Origin of the sequence: Pseudomonas sp. GL-B-26 (assembly GCF_019947405.1) — a bacterium.
GTDB lineage: Bacteria > Pseudomonadota > Gammaproteobacteria > Pseudomonadales > Pseudomonadaceae > Aquipseudomonas.
Window position 1 is genome coordinate 1 of the sequence record NZ_JAGYGJ010000058.1, and the last position, 16,209, is coordinate 16,209.

Consider the following 16,209-nt stretch of genomic DNA (forward strand, 5'->3'; position numbering starts at 1 on the left):
GAGCATTGGAACCACCTGATCCCATCCCGAACTCAGCAGTGAAACGATGCATCGCCGATGGTAGTGTGGGGTTTCCCCATGTGAGAGTAGGTCATCGTCAAGATTAAATTCCGAAACCCCTATCTGCATCTGCAGGTAGGGGTTTTGTTTTGCCCGCAGGAAAGTGGCGTGGCGAAAAAGGGGCGGCCCATCGACTATCCCTGGTTCCAGAAGCATCGTTAGTGAAACTTCGGCAGAACGTATTCAGCGATCTCTTCAATAACCTCGGCAACCGGCCGCTCGCTACGACGCAGATGCAAGCCAACGTGCTGCACACCGGCTTCACGCAAAGCCTGAAGCTCATCAATCAATGCCAGCCTCCCGCAGCTGCCGCCAAAACGTACATGCCGCATCGGTGCATGAGGATTGGCCGCCAGATCCAGGTGAACGAAGCTGATGTAGGGTTTGTCGCCGCCGACCTCCCGCCACAGCCCCACTCGGCGCCGATGCTCATCCGGAGTGCCGGGGTAGGCGAGCCAGCCATCCATGTGTTGGCCGATCCACGCTGGGGATTGCTGACCAAGACCTGCAACCAGCAATGGCACTGGCTGATCTCGCTCCGGTAACAGGCGAGCACCTTCCGGCAAGCGTCCTTCACCTTGGCTGCGCAACAACTCAACCGTATCGCGAAAGATCTCTCCCCGCTGATCGTAGTCCACACCAAACAACGGATACTCCATAGGTCGGTCACCACTGGCCACACCCAGTAGCAGACGTCCATCACTCAGTTCATCAACACTATTGGCTGCCTTGAGTGTTAACCACGGTTGACGTAGCGGTAATACAACCGCCGCTGTACCCAGCATGATGTTGTCAGTGATCCCGGCCAGGTAGCCAAGGTAGGAAAAGGTTTCGAACACCTGCGCCGCATCACCAAAATCGGGATCATAGACCGGCACATCGCGCACCCACAGAGCGCGGAAACCCGCCTTGTCGGCGAGGCGCGCCATAGCGGCATGCTGCTTCAGGTCCGGAACTCCAAACGGCCGCTCCTCGGCAATCCGCAGCCGTTGCCCATCGCTGGACCAATCGTTATCCAGCGGCAGTTCCAACCCAATGGAAAATCCATTGGAGCCCAGTAAACGTTGAAATCGTGGATGCATGAAAGACTCCAAAAAAACCAAACGGAATGACATGCACCCAGTATCTATAGGCCCTCCTTCAAGAAAAATGCATGAATGGGAATATCAATCTTGATCAAAACGCACGGGTCATAAAAAAACCGAACGTCGTTTTGGCCCTCAAGGACAACCGTTAGAGGAAATCGCACTAAAGTGACCGTCCGGTTTTTGGTATGGTGCAGCTCGTTTTTTAACGGACTGATTTCAAGCCTACGGATTGGCGCCCCTTCACAGTCAAAGAGCTGCTGCAGAAATGCCCCAACCGATACCGATCAAGGACCACGAAAAAGAGACGCGCCTGGTCAACAAAAGACTGATGGCTTGCGCCCTGTTCGTTGTCGCCATTACCTGTGCACTGGTAGTGCGCATGTATGTCCTGCAAGTGGTCGAATTTGACTATCACTCGACGATCTCTGAAAACAACCGCGTCCACGTCCTGCCGATCACCCCCACCCGCGGATTGATCTATGACCGCAACGGCGTAGTTCTGGCGGACAACCGTCCCAGCTTCAACCTGACCATCACCCGCGAACGCGCCTCCGATGTCAAAGAGGAACTGGATGAGGTAGTCAACCTCCTGCACTTGCCGACTGAAGACCGCTCGCTGTTTGACAAGGCGATGAAGCAGGCGCGCCATCCATTCGTGCCGGTCACCTTGTTCTACGAGCTCAGCGAAGAACAGATCGCCGTGTTGGCGGTCAACGAGTTCCGTCTGCCGGGGATCGACGTAGAGCCACAATTCGTTCGCCACTACCCGATGGGCGCGCACTTTGCGCATTCGATCGGCTACGTCGGCCGCATCAACGAGAAAGAGTCCAAAGCCCTGGACACGGTGGAATACCGTGGCACTCAATCCATCGGCAAGACCGGCATCGAAAAATTCTACGAGTCGCAGTTGCACGGCCAAGTGGGTTACGAAGAAGTCGAAACCAACGCTCAGGGCCGGGTCCTGCGAGTGCTCAAGCACACCGATCCGATCCCGGGCAAAAACATCGTACTGAGCCTCGACGTCAAACTTCAGGAAGCCGCCGAGGAAGCCTTGGGTGATCGTCGCGGTTCGGTGGTCGCCCTCGATCCGTCGACCGGCGAAGTACTCGCGATGGTCAGCAAGCCGAGTTTCGACCCGAACCTGTTCGTCACCGGCATCAGCTTCAAGGAATACGCAGCGCTCCACGACTCCATCGACCGGCCGCTGTTCAACCGCGTACTGCGCGGTCTCTATGCACCGGGTTCGACCATCAAGCCGGAAGTGGCCATTGCCGGCCTCGACACCGGAGTCGTTACCCCGCAGACCCGCGTCTTCGACCCCGGTTATTACCAACTCCCGGACTTCGATCACAAATACCGTAACTGGAACCATAGCGGCGATGGCTGGGTGGACATGGACGCGGCGATCATGCGCTCCAACGACACCTACTTCTACGACTTGGCCCACAAGTTGGGTATCGATCGCCTGCATGACTACATGGCCATGTTCGGTCTCGGCGAGAAAGTCTCGCTGGACATGTTCGAAGAGTCTGCCGGTTTGATGCCATCGCAAGCCTGGAAGCGTGCCACGCGCCGTCAGGCATGGTTCCCGGGTGAGACGGTGATTCTCGGCATCGGTCAGGGCTACATGCAGGTCACGCCGCTGCAACTGGCCCAAGCGACTGCGCTGATCGCCAACAAAGGTGTCTGGAACCGGCCGCACCTGGCCAAGACCGTGGACGGTGTTGCGCCCGTGGATGAGCATCCAATGCCAAACATCCTGTTGAAAGACCCGCGTGACTGGGAGCAGGTCAACCATGGCATGCAAATGGTGATGCACGACGCTCGCGGGATTGCACGGGCGGCAGCGGCGGGGGCTCAGTACCGCATCGCCGGCAAGAGTGGTACCGCGCAAGTGGTGGCGATCAAGCAGGGCGAACGTTACAACCGGGCGAAAACCCTGGAGCGTAACCGCGACAACGCCTTGTTCGTCGGTTTTGCCCCGGCCGAACATCCGAAAATTGTCATCTCGGTGATGATCGAAAACGGCGAGGCCGGCGGTCGCGTCGCAGGTCCCGTGGTGCGGCAGATCATGGACGCCTGGCTACTCGATCAGGACGGTCACTTGAAGCCGCAATACGCTACGCCTAGCAAAGCACCGGGTGATCCTCACGTCTAAGCGATCAAGGCTTCACAGCACAGGCTCACGAATACTGAGCATGTGCTGGAAGCTTTCGAGGAACACGGTTTCGGCCTGACTCATCTTCTGTTCGCGATTCCACAGCAGCTGAATATCGAAATCCACCACCCCATCTTCCGGCGGCAATCGCCAGAGCAAACCTTGCTCGACATCCCTTCGTACCAGGTGCGTCGGCAGACAGCCAATGCCGAACCCTGAACAGATCAAGCGATAAATCTCTTCGAAACTCGTCGATGAAGCGACGATCTTGCCGGTAAAGCCTTGTTGGTCGCGGAACAATGTCAGGGGCGAAAGATTGCCCCCGAGTTGGTCACTGGTGAAGCTGACAAAGTTCTCCGCCGCGAGCTGTTCCAGGGTCAGATTCTCTTGCCCGAACAGTCGATGACGCTGCCCGCAGAAGTACGCATAAGTCTCACGAAACAGTACTCGCTGCTCCAGCCGCGGCTGCGGTAAACGGCACAGGCCGACGCCAATGGTCGCTGTCTTTTGCAGCAGTGAACTGATGATGTTCGAGCTACCCATCACCTCGACTTCAAACTCGATTTTTGGATGAGTTTCGTGGAAATCGGCGAGGAAGTCGTCGTAATGTCGTGCTTGAACGCCGCTGACGGTAAGGATGCGGATCTTGCCGACCACGTCGTCGTTACGACTCTCCACCACCGTGCCCAGTCGTGAAATATCGCCGTAAATGTCCGTCGCAATACGCAGGACTTCCTCCCCGGTTTCGGTCAAATCAAACCGTCGCCCACTGCGGGCAATCAACACACATTCCAATTGTTCCTCCAGCCGTTTCAGTGCCTGGCTGACGGCTGACTGCGTGATGTGCAATCGCGCGGCGGCCCGGCTCATGCTGCCTTCCTGGCCGATCACCAAATAGGTGCGTAACAGGTTCCAGTCGAGGCGGTCATTCAGAAAGCGGCGACCGACCCAAGGGTTAGAAGTGGAGGGCATAAAAACTCCATGTAGTAGCAGGGCTAATAGTAAAGATAAGAATTTGAAAATTGACTAATCCTGGCACGGAAGCGATAAAGCTAACAAGCGCCACAGAGTGCAACCCGTAAACAGCCTTCAGTACCTGCCCAAAACTATAAATACACAGGGTCCTTGCATGCACACTACCCCTCAACCGCGTCGAGCGGCGGCGGCAGCCTTCATTGGCACGACCATCGAGTTCTACGACTTCTACATCTATGCCACGGCGGCAGCGCTGGTGCTCGGGCAAGTGTTCTTTCCCAGCCACGACCCGGTGATGAGCACCCTGGCAGCGTTCGGCAGTTTCGCCGTTGGCTTCATCGCTCGCCCAATGGCCGGCATGGTGTTCGGTCATCTCGGTGATCGCCTGGGTCGCAAGAAAATGCTGCTGGTGACCATGGCGTTGATGGGGCTGGCCACCGCTGGCATCGGGATGTTGCCGAGCTACGCCAGCGCCGGTATCTGGGCGCCGATCGGCCTGATCGTGCTGCGGTTGATTCAGGGCATTTCAGTCGGCGGCGAGTGGGGCGGGGCGGTGCTGATGGCCAGCGAACACGCCCCGGCCAAGCGCAAAACCTTCTACGCCTCGTTCGCTCAGCTCGGTAGCCCAGCGGGTTTGCTGCTGGCTTTGATCGCCTTTCGCTTGGTGACATCCCTTGAGCCGGAAGACTTCCTCGCCTGGGGCTGGCGTCTGCCGTTTCTCGCCAGCGGTGTGCTGATGATGGTCGGCCTGATGATTCGTTCCGGTGTTCACGAGTCGCCGGAGTTCGCCAAGGCCCGGGACAACAACGAGACTTCCAAGTACCCGGTGAAGGACGTGATCCGCACCTGCTGGCGGCAGATCCTGTTTGCTGCCGCCGCCGTGACCATCGGTTCGGCCGGGTTCTTCTTTACCAATACCTTCATGATCACCTACGTCACCCAGTATCAGGGCATCGCGCGCTCGACGATTCTCGATTGCCTGTTCCTGGTGACCGTCATTCAGCTGCTCTCGCAACCGCTCTCCGCGTTGCTGGCCGAGCGCATCGGCGAAGGCCGCTTCCTCAAACTCGTCGCGCTGCTGTGCATGGTCACGCCGTATCCGATGTTCATGCTGGTGGGCACACAGAACATTGTGCTGATGACTGTCGGCATTGCTCTGGCGGTGGTGATTCTTTCGGCGCTGTACGCGGTGATCGCCGGCTACATGACCCAGGCGTTCCCGGTGCACCTGCGCTACTCGGGCATTTCTATCGCCTACCAACTCAGCTGCGCGCTGGCCGGCGGCACCACGCCGCTGATCGGCACGCTGCTGGCGAGCAAGTTTTCCGGACAATGGTTGCCGTTGGCGGTGTTCTTCACCTTGCTTTCGGCCCTGTCCTTGATCGGTGTTTGCGGCCTGGCCCGCCTGCGCGCCAACCCGGTCGTCACCCACGCTGCTAAAGAGGTGTATTCGTGAGTAAACCTGAACACATCGGCCCGGTTGAATGGCAAGCCCGTTGCGAACTGGCTGCGCTGTATCGCCTGGTCGCGCACTTTCGCATGACCGACTTGATCGACACCCACATCACCCTGCGTATTCCGGGGCCTGAGCATCACTTCCTGATCAACCGCTACGGGGTGATTTTCGACCGCATGCGCGCTTCGGACCTGGTGCGTATCGATCAGGACGGGCGAGTCGTCGATCCGGAATATGAAGGTCATCGGGTCAACGCTGCCGGCTTCGTCATTCACTCGGCGATCCACATGGCTCGCCCGGATCTCAACTGCGTGATCCACACCCACACGGCCGCCGGCATGGCGGTCGCAGCCCAGAAACAAGGATTGCTGCCAATCAGTCAGCACGCGCTGAAGTTCTACGGCAAGTTGGCGTATCACACCTATGAAGGCATCGCGCTGTCGCTGGATGAGCGCGAGCGTTTGATTGCCGATCTGGGCCCGCACCGGGCGATGATCCTGCGTAATCATGGACTGTTGGTCGGTGGTTCTGGCGTGGCCCAGGCGTTCCAGGAGATTCACTTTCTGGAGCGTGCCTGTCAGGCGCAGGTTGCGGCGTTGTCCGGTGGTTCGGCGTTGCATTACCCGTCCCCTGAAGTCTGTGCACACACTGCCGAACAGTTTGACCGCGATGAACAGGACAACATCATCGACCTGGCCTGGGAGGCCGCTTTGACCCTGATCGAATCCCAGCGCGAGTCCTATCTGTCATGAACACCGTGGTTCTGCTGTCCCGCGACACCTTGCTGCTCAAGCAACTGCAGGCAGCCTTTGCCCGCAGTGCGCCGCAACTCAAGGCAGTCCTTGCCGATGATCCGTTGGCCAGGAATGCGCAAATTGCCGCGTGCTGGTTTCCCTTGCCGGGCAGCCTCGCCGCATTGCCGAACCTGCAAGTCATTCACTCGGTGGCCGCCGGCATCGATCACCTCGATCACGACCCGTCGTGCCCGGATCTGCCGATCTGCCGAGTGGTCGATCCCGGCCACCGCCAAGGCATGACCGAGTACGTGCGCTGGGCGGCGATTCACTATCACCGCGGCTTCGATCAGGTGCTGTTGCAGCAACAGGACCAGCGTTGGGAGCGGCCGCTGCAACGGGCAGCGGGACAGTTCAAGGTCGGGGTGATGGGGCTTGGGTCGTTGGGCAGCGCGATTGCCCAGGACCTGGCCGCTGCCGGTTACGACGTCCGTGGCTGGGCGCGCCGCAGTAAGGATTTACCAGGCGTACAGACGTTCGCCGGTGCGGAAAAACTGAACCCGTTTCTCGATGGATTGGAGTTGCTGATCAACCTGTTGCCGCTGACCAGCGAAACCCGCGGCATCCTCGGCAGCGCAACGTTCGAGCGGCTCGCCAACGGCGCCGCGCTGGTCAATTGTGGTCGGGGTGGTCATCTGAATATCGACGACCTCGAACAAGCCTTGGCCCGAGGAAAACTGCGCGGCGCTTTGCTGGATGTTTTCGAGCAAGAACCGCTGCCGGTCGATCACCGTCTCTGGACAATGCCCGGCGTCACCATCACCCCGCACATGGCATCGGCGGCCTCCCACGACTGTATCGCCGAACAAGTAGCAGAGAACTTTCGCCGTTTAAATACCGGTGAATCGTTATTGAATTGTGCGGACCGAATACTCGGTTATTAATAAGAAAGCGCCTTGCAAACTCGCCCATTGAGTTGGGCGTTATATAACAACACTCCCTCACCTCGAAAGTTTTACTGCCAGTTAAAACAATTAAATACGAGTTCTTGATGAACTCCTGGAGACAGTAATGAGCGATCTATCGCCTGTAGAAAAGTCCGGCGCACCTCCGGAAGTTGCAGTCAGCATGAAGAAAGTCGCGGTGGCCAGTGTGATTGGCACCACGGTGGAATGGTACGACCTGTTTGTGTTCGCCACGGCTTCGGCGCTGGTGTTCAACAAAGTGTTCTTTCCGGATTTCGATCCGTTGATCGGTACATTACTGGCGTTCGGTACGTTTGCTTCGGCGTATCTGGCCCGGATTGTCGGCGCGGCACTGTTCGGTCATTTCGGTGACCGCCTGGGACGCAAGTCGATGTTGTTGGTTTCACTGTTGACCATGGGGGCCGCTACTTTCGCCATCGGGTTATTACCTAACTACGCGGCCATTGGTATCTGGGCGCCGATCCTGTTGTTGCTGCTGAGGGTGATTCAAGGCCTGGCGTTGGGTGGCGAGTGGGGCGGTGCGGTGCTGATGGCGGTGGAACACGCTCCCGCCAACAAACGTGGCTTGTACGGCTCGTGGGTACAGATCGGCGTCCCGGCCGGGACCATGATTGCCAACCTGGCCTTCCTGCTGATTGCCGCGTGGCTGTCCCCTGAAGACCTGTTGGCCTGGGGCTGGCGTATCCCGTTCCTGGGCAGCGTGCTGCTGATCGCCGTGGGCTTGTACATCCGTTTGAACATCTCTGAAACCCCGGCCTTCAACAAGGTCAAGGAAGCCGAGGTGCAAGTGAAAATGCCGCTGGCGGAAGTGTTTCGCAAGTACTGGAAACAAGTCGTGCTGGGCGGGATCGCCACCATGTCGACCGGGGCGTCGTTCAACATCATCGTTGCCTTCGGCCTGACATACGGCACGCAGAATCTCGGGTTCAGCCGCAGCGTGATGCTTGGCGTGGTGTTGCTGTCCTGCGCCTGGTGCATCGTCATGCTGCCGGTGTTCGGCGCGCTGTCGGACCGTTACGGACGCAAGCCGATCATCGTTGCCGGCATCGTGGCCGAAGCGTTGGTCGCGTTCCCGATGTTCTGGTTGATGGACACCAAAGAGTTGCCCTGTGTGATCTTCGGCTACCTGCTGTTGATGACGGCCTTCGCGGCCAATTACGGGCCGATCGCAACCTTCCTCGCCGAACTGTTCGGCACTCGGGTGCGTTATTCCGGGTTGTCGATCAGCTACATGTTGTCCGGCCTGCTCGGCAGCGCCGCGACGCCCATCGTCACCACCGCATTGCTGGCAGCGACCGGCAAAGGCTCCTCGGTGGCCTGGTACATGATCGGTGCAGCGTTGATTTCGTTGGTGGCGCTGTTGTTGCTGACCGAGACCTTCAAGCGAGACATCAGTGAAGTCCCAGCGGCAGTGCCGGCCAACGAGCCAGCCCTCGGCAAACCGATCAAATCGGCCGCAGCCTGATTAATGGAGTTCAACAACATGCGCAGAATTCAGTCAGCCCCGGGCTTCATCGGCCCGGTCGGCCCTTACTCCCAAGCGGTGGTCAGCGGCCACCTGGTGTTCACCGCCGGGCAGATTCCAGCCCAGAGCGGGCTCGATGACCAGCCCGCCCATTTCACCGAGCAAGTGCGACAAACCTTGCGCAATCTGGAGGCGATCCTGTTTGAAGCCGGGTCCGATTTCAGTCACGTGATCAAGGTTAATGCGTACCTCACCGATCCCGCACAGCTGGAGCCGTTCAACGCGGTGTATCGCGAGTTTCTCGGCCATGCACCGCCGGCACGCACCACGGTGTGTGTGGCGTTGTGGGGCGTGTCGCTGGAAATCGACTGTGTCGCCGAGTTGATTGCCAAGGAGGCGCAACATGGATGAATCGCAGCTGATCGAGCAGCTCAACGCGGTGAGCTTTCCGACCCTGGGGCATTTTCTCGAGGAGGGGTTTGCCGATTCGCAACTGCGGGCCATGGTGCCCAATGTGAAACTGGTCGGCCGCGCGCTGACCCTGAAACTGGTGGGCGCCGATGCCATCGCGGTCAACCAGGCCCTGGCGCTCATCCAGCCCGGCGATGTGCTGGTGATCGACACCGATGGCGACTGGCAACACGCGCCCGTTGGCGCGGTCACCAGTTGCGCCGCGAGTTGTGCCGGTGCGGTGGGCATCGTGGTGGACGGCGCGGTGACCGACTTGCTGGAACTGCGCGAGGCCGGGTTGCCGGTCTTCGCTCGCGGCACCAGCCTGCTGACCACCAAGTTGCATGGCCGTGGCGACAGTCAGATCAATCAGCCGATTCACTGTGCCGGCGTCACGGTGCATCCCGGGGATTTCGTGCTGGCGGACGACAACGGCGTGCTGTTTCTCGATCCGGCCACCGCGCAAAACATCATCGAGCGCGCGCTGGCATCGGACCGGGCAGAACCGCAACTGCTGACCCGGTTAATGGCGGGCGAACCGGTGTCCAGTGTCTTGAGTATCAAACTCTCTTAATGACCGGCAGCCAGCCCAAAAGCTGGCTGCTCAGGAACTTCAAAATCAATGAACAAACAACCGTTGGCACTTATTGCGATCGGCAGTGCGCTATTCAGTCCGTTAAGCATGGCGGACTTTATCAAAGACAGTAAAGCGACCCTCGGGATGCGTAACTATTACTTCAATAACGATAATCGCGATGGCACCGCGAACCCTTCAAAAACCGAAGAGTGGGCGCAGGGTTTCATGCTCAACTATCAGTCCGGATTCACCGAAGGCACCGTTGGCTTTGGTGTCGATGCGCTAGGGCTGCTGGGTATTCGCCTGGACAGCGGTGACGGTCGCCATGTCGGCAGTTCGATGATCCCCAACGATGGCAACGGCGCCGCCGAGCAATGGTCGCGTTTCGGTGCGACGGCGAAGATGCGCTTTGCCCAGACTGAAATGCGCTACGGCACCCTGACGCCGAAATTGCCGATTCTGCAGGCCAACGACGGCCGGCTGCTGCCGCAGACGTTCGAGGGTGGGCAGATCGTCTCCAATGACTTCGAGCATCTGACCCTGACCGGCGGCCATCTCGAACACGCCACGGGCCGCGGTTCCAGTGACAGCACCGGTCTGGCCGTGGCCGGCGGCACCCGGGAAAGCAATGCGTTCAATTTTGCCGGTGCCGATTACAAGGTCACCGATGCGCTTCTGGCGCAGTACTACTACGCCACTCTCGAAGATTATTACCAACAGCATTTCGCCGGTCTGGTTCATAACCTGACACTCGGGGATTTCGGCGCGCTGAAAACCGATTTGCGCTACTTCAAAACCTCCGCCGACGGTGCCAATGACTCGGCCAGCGGTCGGGCCAGCGGCTACCGCACCAGTGGCTTTACGCAGAACGGCGACGGCAAGATCGACAACAACACCTGGAGCCTGGCGTTCACCTGGAGCATCGGCGCTCAAGCGCTGATGGCCGGTTATCAGCAGGTGTCCAGTGACAGCGGATTCGTGCAGCTCAACCAGGGTGGTTTACCGGACAAAGGCGCTGGAGGCGCCAGCGTCTACCTGCTGACCGACCGTTACATCCAGAACTTCACCCGCGCCGGTGAACGTACCGGGTTTGCCCAGTACAGCTACGATTTCGCCGCCCTTGGCGTGCCTGGGCTCAAGGCTTCGGCGATGTACCTTTCAGGCAGCGGTATTAAAACGGTGGCCGGACCTGAGCAAGAGGAATGGGAGCGGGACCTGAGTATCGACTACGTGATCCAGAGCGGACCGTTGAAAAACGTCGCCCTGGGCTGGCGCAACGGCATGTCGCGCAGTGAAGCATCGCGCGATGCGGACCAGAACCGCCTGGTGGTCAGCTACAGTCTGCCGTTGTTCTGATCGGGTCACTCAGTCCAGCAAGCACTGTTGCAGGCTCTCGAGAAAGATCGTCTCGGCCCGGCTCATGCGCTGCTCGCGGTTCCACAGCAAATGAATGTCCACATCGGCAATCCCTTCGTGGGGCGGCAGGCGCCAGAGCAATCCGGCGTCGACGTCTGCAGCCACCACGTGCTCGGGCAAACAGCCGATCCCGTACCCGGCGATCACCAATCGCCGGACTTCTTCCAGGCTTGGTGACGAGGCGACGATCCGTCCGCTGAAACCTTGTTGATCACGAAAAATCGTCAGCGGCGAAAGCATGCCGCCGATCTGGTCGCTGGTGAAACTGACGAAGTTCTCCCGCTGCAAATCCCCTTCGGCGACGCTCTGTTGGCCGAACAGTGCATGGTGCTTGCCGCAGAAAAACGCATAGCGTTGACGCAGAAACAGCCGCTGTTCCAGGCGCGGTTGCGGGCGGCGATTGAGGCTCAGGCCGAGGGTCGCGGTTTTTTCCTGGAGGGCGCTGACGATGTCGGAGCTGCGCAACACGTCGACTTCCAGATCCACTCGCGGATGCTGCCGATGGAAGTCCGCGAGGAAATCATCGAAGCGCTCCGAGAAGATCCGGCTGATGATCAGCAATCGAACCTTGCCGATCACTTCGTCGGCCGGTTGCTCCAGCACGCTGCTGACCTGGGACATCTGCCCGTAGATTTCCCCGGCCAGTTCGAAGATTTGTTCGCCGACTTCGGTCAGGGCAAACCGTGGCCCGCGACGGGCGATCAGTTGTCGGCCCAGTTGCTCCTCCAGACGCTTCAGCGCCTGGCTCACTGCCGGTTGCGTCAGGTGCAGGCGGGCGGCGGCGCGGCTGATGCTCAGCTCCTGACCGATCACCCGAAAAGTGCGCAGCAGGTTCCAGTCCAGACGGTCATTGAGCAGGCGTTGTACATCGCGTTCGGCCATGGTGGCTCTCGATTATAAGCTGGCGTAATAATCCGCATAATAAATAGAAAATTGACTAATCATAGCCCCAAGACGATAAATCATCTCCAGACAGGCGCCGTCAGAGCGCCTTGATTTTGCTGTTTCACTCCTGCCAAAAAAATAACCAAAGGAGACCGACCCATGAAGCCCCACGCTTCTCCTCAGCCGCGCCGTGCGGCAGCCGCAGCCTTTATCGGCACCATGATCGAGTGGTACGACTTTTACATTTATGCCACCGCCGCCGCGCTGGTATTCGGCGCGCTGTTCTTCCCCTCAGACGACAAACTGTTCAGCACCATGGCCGCCTTCGGCACCTTCGCCGTGGGCTTCTTTGCGCGGCCGTTGGGCGGGATTATCTTCGGCCATATCGGCGACCGCATCGGTCGTAAAAAGTCGCTGATCATCACGTTGCTGATGATGGGTGTGGTTACGGTCTGCATCGGCTTGCTGCCGACCTACGCACAAATCGGTGCAGCGGCGCCGGTGCTGCTGATTCTGCTGCGGATCGTCCAGGGCATTGCCGTCGGTGGTGAGTGGGGCGGGGCAGTGTTGATGGCGGGCGAACATGCGCCGAAAGGTCGACGCAACTTCTTCGCATCCTTTGCGCAGCTGGGCAGCCCGGCCGGTTTGATCCTGTCGTTGCTGGCCTTCAGCGCAGTCACCCGTTTGCCGGAAGAAGACCTGATGAGCTGGGGCTGGCGCCTGCCGTTCCTCGCCAGTTCGTTGCTACTGCTGGTGGGCCTGGCGATTCGCCTGGGCGTGAATGAGTCGCCGGAGTTCCTCGCCAGCCGTGAACTGGCGCGCAAAAGTACGCGCAAGGAGCAGGCACCGGTCATGGAAGTGCTGCGCACCGCGTGGCGCCCGCTGCTGCTGTGCATCGGCGCCAACACCCTCGGGATCGCCGGGGTGTATTTCACCAACACCTTCATGATCGCCTACACCACCCAGCAACTCGAATTGCCGCGCTCACTGATTCTTGAGTGCCTGTTTGTGGTGGCGATCATTCAGTTCTGCATTCAACCGCTGGCGGCGTGGGTCGCCGAGAAAATGGGCGCCACGCGATTCCTGTGCCTGGTGTCGTTGTTGGCCATCGCCTCGCCGTACCCGATGTTCGTGCTGGTCAGCTCGGCCCAGGCACCGCTGATCATCCTCGGCATCGCCCTGGCCGTGGTGTGCATGGCGTCGTTCTATGCGGTGATCGCCGGTTACGTCAGCGGCATGTTCGAGACCCGCGTGCGCTACACCGCGATTTCGTTGGCCTATCAGATTTGCGGCGCCGTGGCCGGTGGCCTGACGCCGCTGATCGGCACCTTGCTGGCACACAAGTTCGCCGGCCAATGGTGGCCGATGGCGGTGTTCTACAGCCTGATTGCCGCGACTTCGCTGATCTGTGTCCTGTCCCTTGCCCGTCGCCATGCCAGCGCTGAACGCCTCGAATTGGCCAACGCTTGATTAACGTTTTCCCAGGAGTAACTCATGTTGAAAATTAATGGTGAACGCCTCTGGGCGAGTCTGATGGACATGGCCGAAATCGGCGCCACCGCACGTGGCGGCAGCTGCCGCCTGGCCCTGAGCGATGAAGACAAGGCTGGTCGTGAATTGTTTTCCCACTGGTGCCGCGAAGCCGGCATGACCCTGAGCGTGGACCCGATCGGCAACCTGTTCGCCCGCCGCGCCGGCACCGACCCCGATGCCGCGCCCGTGATGATGGGCAGCCACCTCGACACCCAACCTGAAGGCGGGCGTTTCGATGGCGTCTACGGCGTACTCGCCGGCCTGGAAGTGGTGCGTTGCCTGAATGACCTCGGCATCCAGACCCGCAAGCCGCTGGAAGTGGCAGTCTGGACCAACGAAGAAGGCGCACGCTTCACCCCGGCGATGTTCGGCTCGGCGGTGTTTACCGGGATCATGCCACTGGACGCAGCGTTGGCGGTGCGTGACATCGACGGCATCAGCGTTGCCGAGGCGTTGCAACGCACCGGTTATGCCGGCGAACGCCCGTTTGGCGGCGCGGTGGATGCGTACTTTGAAGCGCACATCGAACAAGGTCCGATCCTCGAAGACAACGCCAAAAGCATCGGCGTGGTCAGCGGTGGCCAGGCGATTCGCTGGCTCGACGTGCGGGTCGAAGGCATGGCTGCCCACGCCGGTACTACGCCGATGCCGCTGCGCAAAGACGCCCTGTATGGCGTGGCGCGGATGATCCAGGCCATCGAAAGTCTGGCCACCGATTTCGCGCCGGAAGGGCTGACCACTGTCGGCGAGTTGAGCATCAACAAGTCCTCGCGCAACACCATTCCGGGGTTGGTGAATTTCACCGTCGACCTGCGTCATCACCGCGACGAAGCCATCGAGGCCATGGAGCAGCAAGTCCGCAAGCGGCTTCAGGCGATTGCCGATAGCCGAGGCTTGAACCTGACGATTACGCCTCACTGGATCAGCCCGGCAACACCGTTCGATGCCGATTGCGTGGCGGCCGTGCAGCAGGCGGTGGACGCGCTGGGCTACGCTCAGCAATCGATTGTCAGCGGCGCCGGGCATGATGCGATTCATCTGGCGCGGTTCTGCCCGACGGCGATGGTGTTCATTCCTTGCGTCGGTGGCTTGAGCCATAACGAAGCCGAAGATGTGCTGCCCGAAGACGTGCGTCAGGGCACTGATGTGCTGCTCAACGCCGTGCTGGCCCGCGCCGGTAAAGTCGAATAAACGCAATCCAATGTGGGAGCGGCGGTGCGGCGTTCCGACTTGCTCGCGAAGAGGGTGTGTCAGTCGACACAAATGTTGTTTGACACACCGCATTCGCGAGCAAGCCCGCTCCCACAGTTGAACGCACTCGGTTTCAAGATCTACGTTAACTGACAGGTATTAGAACCATGCGCAGTTTTTTCCACCCCGAACAATTGCTTCACCATCCACGCAGCTACTACTCCCGTGGGCAGATGCGCACGCCACAGGAAGTACCCGAGCGCGCTCAGCGTTTGGTCCAGGCGTCGCACTCGCTGGGCTTTAACGTCGAGCAACCGGTCGATGCCGGGCTCGATCCGCTGCTGGCGGTCCACGGCGCGCCGTACCTGACGTTTTTGCAGGAGGCGCATCAACGCTGGAAAGAGATCCCCGAGGATTGGGGCGACGAGGTGATGTCGAACATCTTCGTCCGCGAGCCCAATGCCCTGCGCGGGATTCTCGCCCAAGCTGCGAGGTATCTGGCCGATGGCAGTTGCCCGGTGGGTGAGCAGACCTGGCGTTCGGCCTATTGGTCGGCGCAAAGCGCGATCGCTGGCGCCCAAGCCTTGCTCGATGGCGAGCCGGCGGCTTACGCCTTGTGCCGTCCACCAGGGCACCATGCCCGGGCCGAAGCGGCGGGCGGTTTCTGTTATGTGAACAACGCTGCGGTGGCTGCTCAGGTTCTGCGTGCCAGGTTTGCACGAGTCGCGGTACTCGACACCGACATGCACCACGGTCAGGGAATTCAGGAGATTTTCTACGACCGCGATGACGTGCTTTATGTCTCGGTGCATGGCGATCCGACCAACTTCTATCCGGGGGTGGCCGGGTTCGCTGATGAGCGGGGTGTCGGGAAGGGTGAGGGCTTCAATCTCAACTTGCCGATGGCGCATGGCGCCAGTGAGGCGGATTTCCTGGGGCAGTTGGACGTGGCGTTGACGGCGGTGAAAGACTTCGGCGCCGAGGTGCTGGTGTTGTCCCTGGGCTTCGATATTTTCGAGCTGGATCCGCAGAGCAAAGTGGCGGTGACCCGTGAAGGGTTTGCGGCGCTTGGGGAGCGGATTCGCAGCCTGGGGGTGCCGTGTCTGATTGTGCAGGAGGGTGGGTATCACCTGGAGAGTCTTGAGGAAAATGCCCGGGCGTTTTTTGTGAATGCCGAGGTGTGGAACCTCTGACCGTGGCGAGGGGGCTTAACCAGCGACCGCATGTCTTCAGAA

Annotated in this window: 14 protein-coding genes and 1 rRNA gene; 12 read left to right on the forward strand and 3 right to left on the reverse strand. The window is 59.8% G+C overall.

What is annotated here, in order from left to right; translation table 11 throughout:
* Positions 1–103: ribosomal RNA gene (gene rrf, locus KGB23_RS26590) — 5S ribosomal RNA — on the forward strand; the annotation flags it as partial.
* Positions 104–218: 115 nt separating this feature from the next.
* On the opposite strand, the gene KGB23_RS26595 is transcribed toward rrf, so the two are convergent.
* Positions 219–1,142: a TIGR03571 family LLM class oxidoreductase gene (locus KGB23_RS26595; protein ID WP_223433189.1), complete on the reverse strand. Its 924-nt coding sequence runs from the start codon at positions 1,140–1,142 to the stop codon at positions 219–221.
* Positions 1,143–1,413: 271 nt separating this feature from the next.
* On the opposite strand from KGB23_RS26595, the gene mrdA reads away from it, so the two are divergent.
* Complete coding sequence (mrdA, locus tag KGB23_RS26600) at positions 1,414–3,306, forward strand: penicillin-binding protein 2 (protein WP_223433190.1); 1,893 nt, start codon at positions 1,414–1,416, stop codon at positions 3,304–3,306.
* Positions 3,307–3,318: 12 nt separating this feature from the next.
* Here the strand turns inward: mrdA and KGB23_RS26605 are convergent, their stop codons facing one another.
* The gene (locus tag KGB23_RS26605; RefSeq protein ID WP_223433191.1) at positions 3,319–4,278 is read right to left on the reverse strand and encodes a LysR family transcriptional regulator; all 960 of its coding nucleotides are present in this window, start codon (positions 4,276–4,278) and stop codon (positions 3,319–3,321) included.
* Positions 4,279–4,435: 157 nt separating this feature from the next.
* Between KGB23_RS26605 and KGB23_RS26610 the strand changes: the two genes are divergently transcribed.
* From KGB23_RS26610 to KGB23_RS26640, 7 genes are all read left to right on the forward strand, one after another.
* On the forward strand, positions 4,436–5,737 hold the full coding sequence (locus KGB23_RS26610) for an MFS transporter (RefSeq protein ID WP_008145464.1): 1,302 nt from the start codon (positions 4,436–4,438) through the stop codon (positions 5,735–5,737).
* On the forward strand, positions 5,734–6,489 hold the full coding sequence (locus tag KGB23_RS26615; protein WP_008145462.1) for a class II aldolase/adducin family protein: 756 nt from the start codon (positions 5,734–5,736) through the stop codon (positions 6,487–6,489). The genes KGB23_RS26610 and KGB23_RS26615 overlap by 4 nt, the downstream gene beginning before the upstream one ends.
* Positions 6,486–7,415, forward strand: a complete 930-nt coding sequence (locus tag KGB23_RS26620) for a 2-hydroxyacid dehydrogenase (protein WP_223433192.1) — start codon at positions 6,486–6,488, stop codon at positions 7,413–7,415. Before KGB23_RS26615 ends, KGB23_RS26620 begins: the two co-directional genes overlap by 4 nt.
* A gap of 127 nt (positions 7,416–7,542) precedes the next feature.
* Positions 7,543–8,922 carry an MFS transporter gene (locus KGB23_RS26625; RefSeq protein ID WP_223433193.1) on the forward strand — a complete coding sequence of 460 codons (1,380 nt, stop codon included), beginning with the start codon at positions 7,543–7,545 and terminating at the stop codon, positions 8,920–8,922.
* Positions 8,923–8,940: 18 nt separating this feature from the next.
* Entirely contained in the window at positions 8,941–9,333 is a 393-nt protein-coding gene (locus tag KGB23_RS26630) for a RidA family protein (RefSeq protein ID WP_223433194.1), read from the forward strand.
* Entirely contained in the window at positions 9,326–9,946 is a 621-nt protein-coding gene (locus KGB23_RS26635; protein ID WP_223433195.1) for an RraA family protein, read from the forward strand. The genes KGB23_RS26630 and KGB23_RS26635 overlap by 8 nt, the downstream gene beginning before the upstream one ends.
* A gap of 48 nt (positions 9,947–9,994) precedes the next feature.
* Entirely contained in the window at positions 9,995–11,305 is a 1,311-nt protein-coding gene (locus KGB23_RS26640; protein WP_223433196.1) for an OprD family porin, read from the forward strand.
* A 9-nt stretch (positions 11,306–11,314) separates the two neighbouring features.
* Here KGB23_RS26640 and KGB23_RS26645 read toward each other — a convergent pair whose 3' ends face one another.
* Positions 11,315–12,247: a LysR family transcriptional regulator gene (locus KGB23_RS26645; protein ID WP_223433197.1), complete on the reverse strand. Its 933-nt coding sequence runs from the start codon at positions 12,245–12,247 to the stop codon at positions 11,315–11,317.
* Between the two features lie 162 nt (positions 12,248–12,409).
* Between KGB23_RS26645 and KGB23_RS26650 the strand changes: the two genes are divergently transcribed.
* The 3 genes from KGB23_RS26650 to KGB23_RS26660 all read left to right on the forward strand — a co-directional run bounded on the left by KGB23_RS26650 (position 12,410) and on the right by KGB23_RS26660 (position 16,167).
* Positions 12,410–13,720, forward strand: coding sequence for an MFS transporter (locus KGB23_RS26650; protein ID WP_223433198.1), 1,311 nt, complete (start codon positions 12,410–12,412; stop codon positions 13,718–13,720).
* Positions 13,721–13,744: 24 nt separating this feature from the next.
* On the forward strand, positions 13,745–14,974 hold the full coding sequence (locus KGB23_RS26655) for a Zn-dependent hydrolase (protein WP_223433199.1): 1,230 nt from the start codon (positions 13,745–13,747) through the stop codon (positions 14,972–14,974).
* Between the two features lie 167 nt (positions 14,975–15,141).
* A complete protein-coding gene (locus tag KGB23_RS26660) occupies positions 15,142–16,167 on the forward strand; it encodes a histone deacetylase family protein (RefSeq protein ID WP_223433200.1) in 1,026 nt (341 codons plus the stop codon).
* Positions 16,168–16,209 lie beyond the last annotated feature (42 nt).

What these genes read in the sequence shown, in the direction of transcription:
- KGB23_RS26655 (WP_223433199.1), top strand. Translation starts at nt 13,745, where the DNA reads ATGTTGAAAATTAATGGTGAACGCCTCTGGGCGAGTCTGATGGACATG.
- KGB23_RS26610 (WP_008145464.1), top strand. Translation starts at nt 4,436, where the DNA reads ATGCACACTACCCCTCAACCGCGTCGAGCGGCGGCGGCAGCCTTCATT.
- KGB23_RS26640 (WP_223433196.1), top strand. Translation starts at nt 9,995, where the DNA reads ATGAACAAACAACCGTTGGCACTTATTGCGATCGGCAGTGCGCTATTC.
- KGB23_RS26605 (WP_223433191.1), bottom strand. Translation starts at nt 4,278, where the DNA reads ATGCCCTCCACTTCTAACCCTTGGGTCGGTCGCCGCTTTCTGAATGAC.
- KGB23_RS26660 (WP_223433200.1), top strand. Translation starts at nt 15,142, where the DNA reads ATGCGCAGTTTTTTCCACCCCGAACAATTGCTTCACCATCCACGCAGC.
- KGB23_RS26620 (WP_223433192.1), top strand. Translation starts at nt 6,486, where the DNA reads ATGAACACCGTGGTTCTGCTGTCCCGCGACACCTTGCTGCTCAAGCAA.
- KGB23_RS26650 (WP_223433198.1), top strand. Translation starts at nt 12,410, where the DNA reads ATGAAGCCCCACGCTTCTCCTCAGCCGCGCCGTGCGGCAGCCGCAGCC.
- KGB23_RS26625 (WP_223433193.1), top strand. Translation starts at nt 7,543, where the DNA reads ATGAGCGATCTATCGCCTGTAGAAAAGTCCGGCGCACCTCCGGAAGTT.
- mrdA (WP_223433190.1), top strand. Translation starts at nt 1,414, where the DNA reads ATGCCCCAACCGATACCGATCAAGGACCACGAAAAAGAGACGCGCCTG.
- KGB23_RS26630 (WP_223433194.1), top strand. Translation starts at nt 8,941, where the DNA reads ATGCGCAGAATTCAGTCAGCCCCGGGCTTCATCGGCCCGGTCGGCCCT.
- KGB23_RS26645 (WP_223433197.1), bottom strand. Translation starts at nt 12,247, where the DNA reads ATGGCCGAACGCGATGTACAACGCCTGCTCAATGACCGTCTGGACTGG.
- KGB23_RS26595 (WP_223433189.1), bottom strand. Translation starts at nt 1,142, where the DNA reads ATGCATCCACGATTTCAACGTTTACTGGGCTCCAATGGATTTTCCATT.
- KGB23_RS26635 (WP_223433195.1), top strand. Translation starts at nt 9,326, where the DNA reads ATGGATGAATCGCAGCTGATCGAGCAGCTCAACGCGGTGAGCTTTCCG.